The sequence below is a fragment of the bacterium genome (assembly GCA_023145965.1).
In the GTDB taxonomy this organism is placed as follows: domain Bacteria; phylum UBP14; class UBA6098; order UBA6098; family UBA6098; genus UBA6098.
The window spans coordinates 1-6192 of the sequence record JAGLDC010000013.1; the positions used below are offsets into that span (position 1 = coordinate 1).

The following is a 6192-nucleotide window of genomic DNA, read 5'->3' on the forward strand; positions in this document are numbered from 1 at the left end:
GACGAAGCCAACTGCCAGATGCTTTGCAAAGAGTGCAATAGGAGGAAGGGGAATAAATAAAAAAATTTGAAATAAATATAAATTGAGAGGTATATATGATTGAATTAACGGACATCGAGATTGAGCAACTCATTCATGAAGAGAAAATATGGCTGGGGCACCAGAGAATAAGGCTAACCAGAGAAAACGGACACGAAAGGTTCAACAAAGAGCTTGAAACAGAGACAAAAACCAGGTTTAGGGTTTTTATTCGTCAAAACATACGTGATCCGTTAAATTTCTCGATTGGCCTTATCTACATAGACAGAGCAACTGGTGAGAATATACCTCTTCTTAGATGTAACGGGCCTACTCATCAACACCCGAATAAAATAGAAGGCGACAATACTGACTTCGTTTGTCATATCCATAAGGCTACTCAGAGATACATTGAAGCTGGGAAGAAACCTGAAGGCTGGGCTGAGGAAACAAATAAATTTAACAACATCGATTCAGCTCTTGCGATTTTTTCAAAGATAGTTAATATTCGACCAGTTCCATATTTACGTGAGACGCCACCTGTATTACCGGAGTTGTTCTAAAATGGGATTCATAGAAGAAATAAATGGCAAACTAAATGAAGCCATGAAAACAGCAATCGCTCTTAAGCAAGAGGGTAAAAACACTTATCGCTTGTTAACACCCTTTGTTTTTGAGGATGGTGATGGATTCGTAGCTTTTATAGAAACAATTAACGGTAAGCTTCGTTTTACAGACCATGGGAATACATTAATGCATGTTTCATATGATGTTGATATCAATTCAGAAACGCGAAAGAAGATTCTTAATGGTATCCTTTCTACCCATGATTTAACTTATTATGAAGGGGAAATTCTAACAGAGGCAAATTATGAGGATGCTGGATTAGCCTTCTGGGATTTCATTCAAGGGTTAATTCGAATATCAGATATATCTCTATGGAAATTCGAAAGAGCTAGTTCGCTTTTCTTCGAAGAGTTTGAGGAATTTATGGAATCACGAATTAAACAAAAAGTCCCCGAATTGTTAAAAGGCTGGCACGAACCTGCTATAGACGAAAGTAACCTGTATGAAATACCATGGTTATGTAGGAATGGTGGGAAGCCATTATTCGTTTTTCCAATTCAATCAACAGTCCAGTGTGACCAAGCTGTTAAATCGTGTCTTAAGTATGAAGGTGGCGGTTACGAATTCAATTCGTTCGCAGTTTATGCAGAAATAGAGAAGGTAAAAGATAAATCGATAAATCAATTAATGGATTTAGGTGCGCAATCGGTTTCTAGTTTTGATTCTCAAAGAAAAGACCGTGCAGAAAAAATTATTCTTGACCGTTTTATTTCGCCCCTGCGCTCCGGCGTAGGTGCGGTTAAATAGACACTCGGCGTCGTTCGTTCTTTTAAAATAGTTTTGATTCGTTGGCTGTAGGGGCGACCCCATGTGGTCGCCGTTTTTTTAATCCCCCCGGAATTGCTTACGCAATTCCGCCCCCCTTGTTAAGGGGGTTTCGTGGACAGCTTTGCCCCCCTTAATAAGGTCCGGTGCCGGGGATGTCCGAAGGACAGGGGGGATTATCATGTAGAATGTATTTTACATTAAGAGCGGCTTGCCGACCTCCCGTTTTCATTGCGGAAATCTTGCGCCCACGGAGCGAGTCGCGCTCCGTGGCGAGCAATACGACAGTCGGCTCGGCCGACCGCGCTCCGCGTCGAGCACGTTGCCTGTCGCCGCTGGCGACCGCGGTTTGTGCCACCCCTCTTTGAAAAGAGGGGAATGGGGATGGGAAATTGACAATTGATAATTGAGTATTGATAATTGAAAAGGGGCTCGGCCGACCGGGAGCACACAAGGTGTTTTCCTACGGGATGGGAGGAAAATTCTGGATTTCCCTACGGGTCGAAATGACAGGGTTATTGCGGGAGATTTCTCCCCTTCGGGTCGAAATGACAGAGGGGAAGCGCGCCTTGCCTAAGGGGTTTTGCTATAATAGCAATTTTTAATACCTATTATTTGTTCTTTAAAGCCTGCTCGAACATCGAGCGAACAAAGGGATCGGTTTCGAGTTCGAAGCGCCTTCTCATCTCGGCAATTGTCTCTTTGCCGCCTAATGATCCAAGGCATTTAACTGCATGTCCACGAATTATTGGGTCATTGGAATCGAGGAGTTTTAAAACAGCGCCTCGAGCTGCCGAGAGCCTTGTTTCAATAACAACCTTTTCGAGCGTTGTATCAGCCTCGAATTTTTTACATGAAGATTGAATAACGCGCAGTATATGATAAATTGCTGGTTTTTCCAAATTGTCAAGTTCCTCGAGTGCAACATCGAAGGCCTGCTCGCGCATATTAACAATACCATATTGTGCGGCTAGGCGCACTGTTAGGTAATCGTCGTTCAGAGCTTTTAAAAGCGTAGGAATCGCCCGTTCGTCTTCAATACTGGCGAGAGCCTTGGCGACCATATAGCGCACAGCTTGCTTTTTGTCCGTCGCCCATTTCATAATCTGCGGGACTGCATCCTTCGATTTGATCTTACCAAGCGCTGAGATAGTGCCTATACGCGTTCGCTTGATCTTCAAGAATGGAAGAAGCGAATCCACCGCCTCTTCGTCTTTAATTTCGCCGAGGAAGTATATAGCGCTTCCGCGTCTTCGGATGTTATCATTGTCGTGAAGTGTGGCATATAGGCAAGGCTTTATAAGTTCCGGTTTTTTCTCGCAAAAACGCTGTATTGTGCGAGTGCGTAAGGAGGATTTAGTATCGAGCTGCTTTTCGCATATATAATCCGCCGAGACTTGTCCTGAATCGAGCAGTTCCTGAAAAGCCTTGTCGGATTTGTCTTTAGCGGAACCCACTCCCCATAGGGATGCATCATTGAAAATACTCTCAATTGTGCGGTCGGAATCGGGTTCTTCCTCGGCAAGCTCTTCCGCCAGTTCCTTCACCGGGTCGGGGAATTTTTCACCAGAGATATCCATACCGAAACCGATATCACCGGTGAACCAGCGCTTGTTATTTCCAGCGAGAGTGATGTCTGAATAGTGATCGGTTCCCTCTATATCGAGGAAAAGGCCCATGCTTCCTGTGCCGCGTGCTCCGCGTGCATAGCCCCAATTGGAGCTTGTTAGGCGGCGTTTGGCATAGAGGTCGTCGCCGTTACGGTCGAGGAAAAGGACGAAGGAATTGGTAAGCGAGGTGCCGTTGCCGCCATCGATGACATATATATCGTTGCCGCGATATTCGGAGAAGAAGCCGACGGAATAGTCGTGCGCAGATCCCTGACCGGGGCCTTGTGGTGAAACATAGATATCGTTGCCAGCGCGGTCAATAAGCGCACCAACTGAGAGGTGAATCCCTGAGCCTTGAGGATACCAGACCGATGTGTAAACATCGTTGCCAGCGTTATCAATAAGTGCAGCGATGGAATACCAGTAGCTAACCCCTTGGCCATAAACGCCCGTGGTATATGTGTCGTTCCCTTCCTTATCGAAAAGGAAGCCGACGCCACCGGAGACATCAGGTCGCCAACCGATAGCGAATCCTTGAGCAAAGGAATGGTAATCAAAAGGGGCGAGGGGCGCATGGGAGTATTTTCCGCCGGAAAAATATTGGTCTGAGCCGCCATGGTCATTTAAAAGACCACATCCTTTTGGGCCGGCGAAGGCCTGTGCGTGGCAATAAGAACGGTAACTATCCTCGCCGTCGCCTTCGATCAAAGCGCCGACACCAAAGTTCCCTGCGCCCTGAACAAAGACCCCACCAGAGTAATTATCATCGCCTGCTTCATCGATTAAAATACCCGCGCCGAAAAGCCCGGAACCCTGACCGTAATGAGTGCATCTATATGTATCATCACCTTCGATGTCACGAAGATACCCGACTCCGAAAACACCTGAAGCCTGATTGAAAATCTCTGAACGGCCGTCGTAGAAATCGTTGCCTGCTATATCTATAACCACACCGAAGGGTTTGCTTCCAACACGACCAGCTGCATGAAGGCCATTATAGATATCGTCACCACCGGGATCGAGGATTATCTGAGCATCCTCGAATATGTCAGTAGAATTACATCCAATTATTGCTTTGCCCCAACGCGTGATAAGCTCGGTGGGCATTTCAACTGGCTTAGAGGTTTCTGTCATTGCTTTAGTTGCCATATTCACGCCCAGTATGACTGCTTGAGTTGCAAGGCCTAGTTCCTCTAAAGAAAAATTATACATCGCTTCATACAGCGAATCCAGAGCAACCTCATTACTCGTATCGAAATCGCTTGAAACCAGTTCTAGCAGGTAGATGCTGAGGCTGTCGTCGAGTGTGTCCTCGCTGTCTGTCCAGAATGTCGGTAGCAAATATAAAAGCGAATCGCGCGAAGCTGGAGGAAGCTTTTCCATCATGCGTTCGGTGTGTTCTGAGGCTATATCGAAAGAGGCTAGTAAATATCTTATAGCTGTGCGATAAGGTTCAGCTATTTCCTCGCCAGTTCTGTCTTTAGCGGCAATTCTGTAAATTTGCTTCTCAAATTTCGAGATCGTTTTACTCGATAATTTGGCATCGATAAGAGAGAAAGCCCATTTGATGTTATTCCCGGGGTGTTCTGAATTATCTAGGGCGAGACGTGTCCATGAATCGAGCGTGTCCGGCAACTCGAACGGCTTATCCAGCATACGTTTAACTATCTTAAGTTGGAAAAGTGTATCCGAGGCCCATTTTTTCTCGAATTCTGCGTCAGTGCGGGTTAGACCAGAGAAATCCAGCATGGAATCTATTTTCGCACGCGAGAATTCATCTATGGCTGGAGGGAAATTATCGGGTGTAAAATCCTGAGCAAGCGCAACCATAACCAAAAGGAAAAAGGCAATTAAAGAAATAATCCGTCTCATATTAACTCCTCGTAAAATTCATAACTCTATAAATTAAACATAAATATGTATTACAAAAGCGGTTTTTTTAAACTAAGTCACATAGATAACTTCAAATTACTGCTGCAACACTATATCTTAATGGTATTTGTATTGCGCTAAGATAATTTATTTTTTGTTAAATAAATCATCGCCTCAAGAGAGTAAGAAAAGTGTATGCTATTAACATGTTAAGTATTTTTTATTCCTATAAGGTCAGCAATTGTAAGTTATTGATATATAGCAAGATATTCGCGATACACCAGAGGCGAAACAGCTAAAAAATATTTTAATTTGCTATTTTATTCTGGAAATATGAGTTAATATCTATATATTATTGTAGGAGAAAACAGCTAAATTGAAATTGTGTTTTTGTTGTGTTAAGGGTTTTAGAAGCATTTGTGTAATTACCTAAAGCTGTTAATTAGTTGTTTAATATGAATATAAGTTCTCTGCACAGTGAATTAATTAAGTTTCGTGTTATTCTATTATTTTTAATTTTGCATAAACCAAAATTAGGATGTAATTTCTCGATTCCTTTTTTAGTGTTTGATAGTTCATTAATTAATAATTTACACTTTTCAAAAGTGGTTTTTGAAAAAAAACCACACCAGTTCAATAAATTGCCCGCCATGCATTATGATATCCTTCCACTTAAAAGTTCTATTTTTTGGTGGGAAGAATCAAGATTTTGGTTTTTCCCTTCTATCAAAAATCTCTCTCTAAGCAAACAATAATCTAATATCAATCTTATATTTGGGATTAAAATGAAAGTAGTTTTTGTTTTATTAGTTTCCGGTCTAATTTCTTACTCCACCTTATCCACAAGCGAAGTATTGTTTTCGGAGGTTGAGGGGATACCCTCAAGCGAAGAGGATATCGAGTTTCTATCCCCAGATTCTCTGAGTTTTGCTCTTGAAAGCGAACCTGCGGAAACATTAGTTACAGATACTTCAATAGTGGATAGCCTTATCCTGTCCGATGACTCTTCAAGAACACGCCCCGAAGAACCGATGTTTGTCGGTCTTGAAATAGGCACTGCGGGGGAGGATGTTTATATCGCCAGCGACCATGTCGGTATCGGAACCTCGACACCGAGCGAACTACTGGAAATCTATAATGGAAACTTGATGATTAGAGGAAATGATGGCGCTACTATGAGGATCGGCGAGGGTGTCGATTACTATGAAATGATATTAGATTATGATGTTGGAGATGAAGGAACTGGTTTATTTATTAGATCTAATGGAACTGACAGAGTAACAATGCTGAGCACCGGCAA

Annotated in this window: 5 protein-coding genes; 4 read left to right on the forward strand and 1 reads right to left on the reverse strand. The window is 43.1% G+C overall.

Annotated features, from left to right (window positions below; genetic code table 11):
• The 3 genes from KAH81_01715 to KAH81_01725 all read left to right on the forward strand — a co-directional run.
• Positions 1 to 60: HNH endonuclease (locus tag KAH81_01715; protein ID MCK5832364.1), on the forward strand; the 60-nt coding region annotated here is incomplete at its 5' end.
• Between the two features lie 35 nt (positions 61 to 95).
• Entirely contained in the window at positions 96 to 581 is a 486-nt protein-coding gene (locus KAH81_01720) for a hypothetical protein (GenBank protein ID MCK5832365.1), read from the forward strand.
• A 1-nt stretch (position 582) separates the two neighbouring features.
• Positions 583 to 1392 (forward strand): DUF1828 domain-containing protein, encoded by an 810-nt coding sequence (locus KAH81_01725; protein ID MCK5832366.1) that lies wholly within the window; start codon positions 583 to 585, stop codon positions 1390 to 1392.
• A 629-nt stretch (positions 1393 to 2021) separates the two neighbouring features.
• On the opposite strand, the gene KAH81_01730 is transcribed toward KAH81_01725, so the two are convergent.
• Positions 2022 to 4892, reverse strand: a complete 2871-nt coding sequence (locus KAH81_01730; protein ID MCK5832367.1) for a HEAT repeat domain-containing protein — start codon at positions 4890 to 4892, stop codon at positions 2022 to 2024.
• 785 nt (positions 4893 to 5677) lie between these two features.
• Between KAH81_01730 and KAH81_01735 the strand changes: the two genes are divergently transcribed.
• Positions 5678 to 6192: hypothetical protein (locus tag KAH81_01735; GenBank protein ID MCK5832368.1), on the forward strand; the 515-nt coding region annotated here is incomplete at its 3' end.

Excerpts from the sequence above, each read along its gene's own strand:
- KAH81_01720 (MCK5832365.1), top strand. The coding sequence starts at position 96 with ATGATTGAATTAACGGACATCGAGATTGAGCAACTCATTCATGAAGAG.
- KAH81_01725 (MCK5832366.1), top strand. The coding sequence starts at position 583 with ATGGGATTCATAGAAGAAATAAATGGCAAACTAAATGAAGCCATGAAA.
- KAH81_01730 (MCK5832367.1), bottom strand. The coding sequence starts at position 4,892 with ATGAGACGGATTATTTCTTTAATTGCCTTTTTCCTTTTGGTTATGGTT.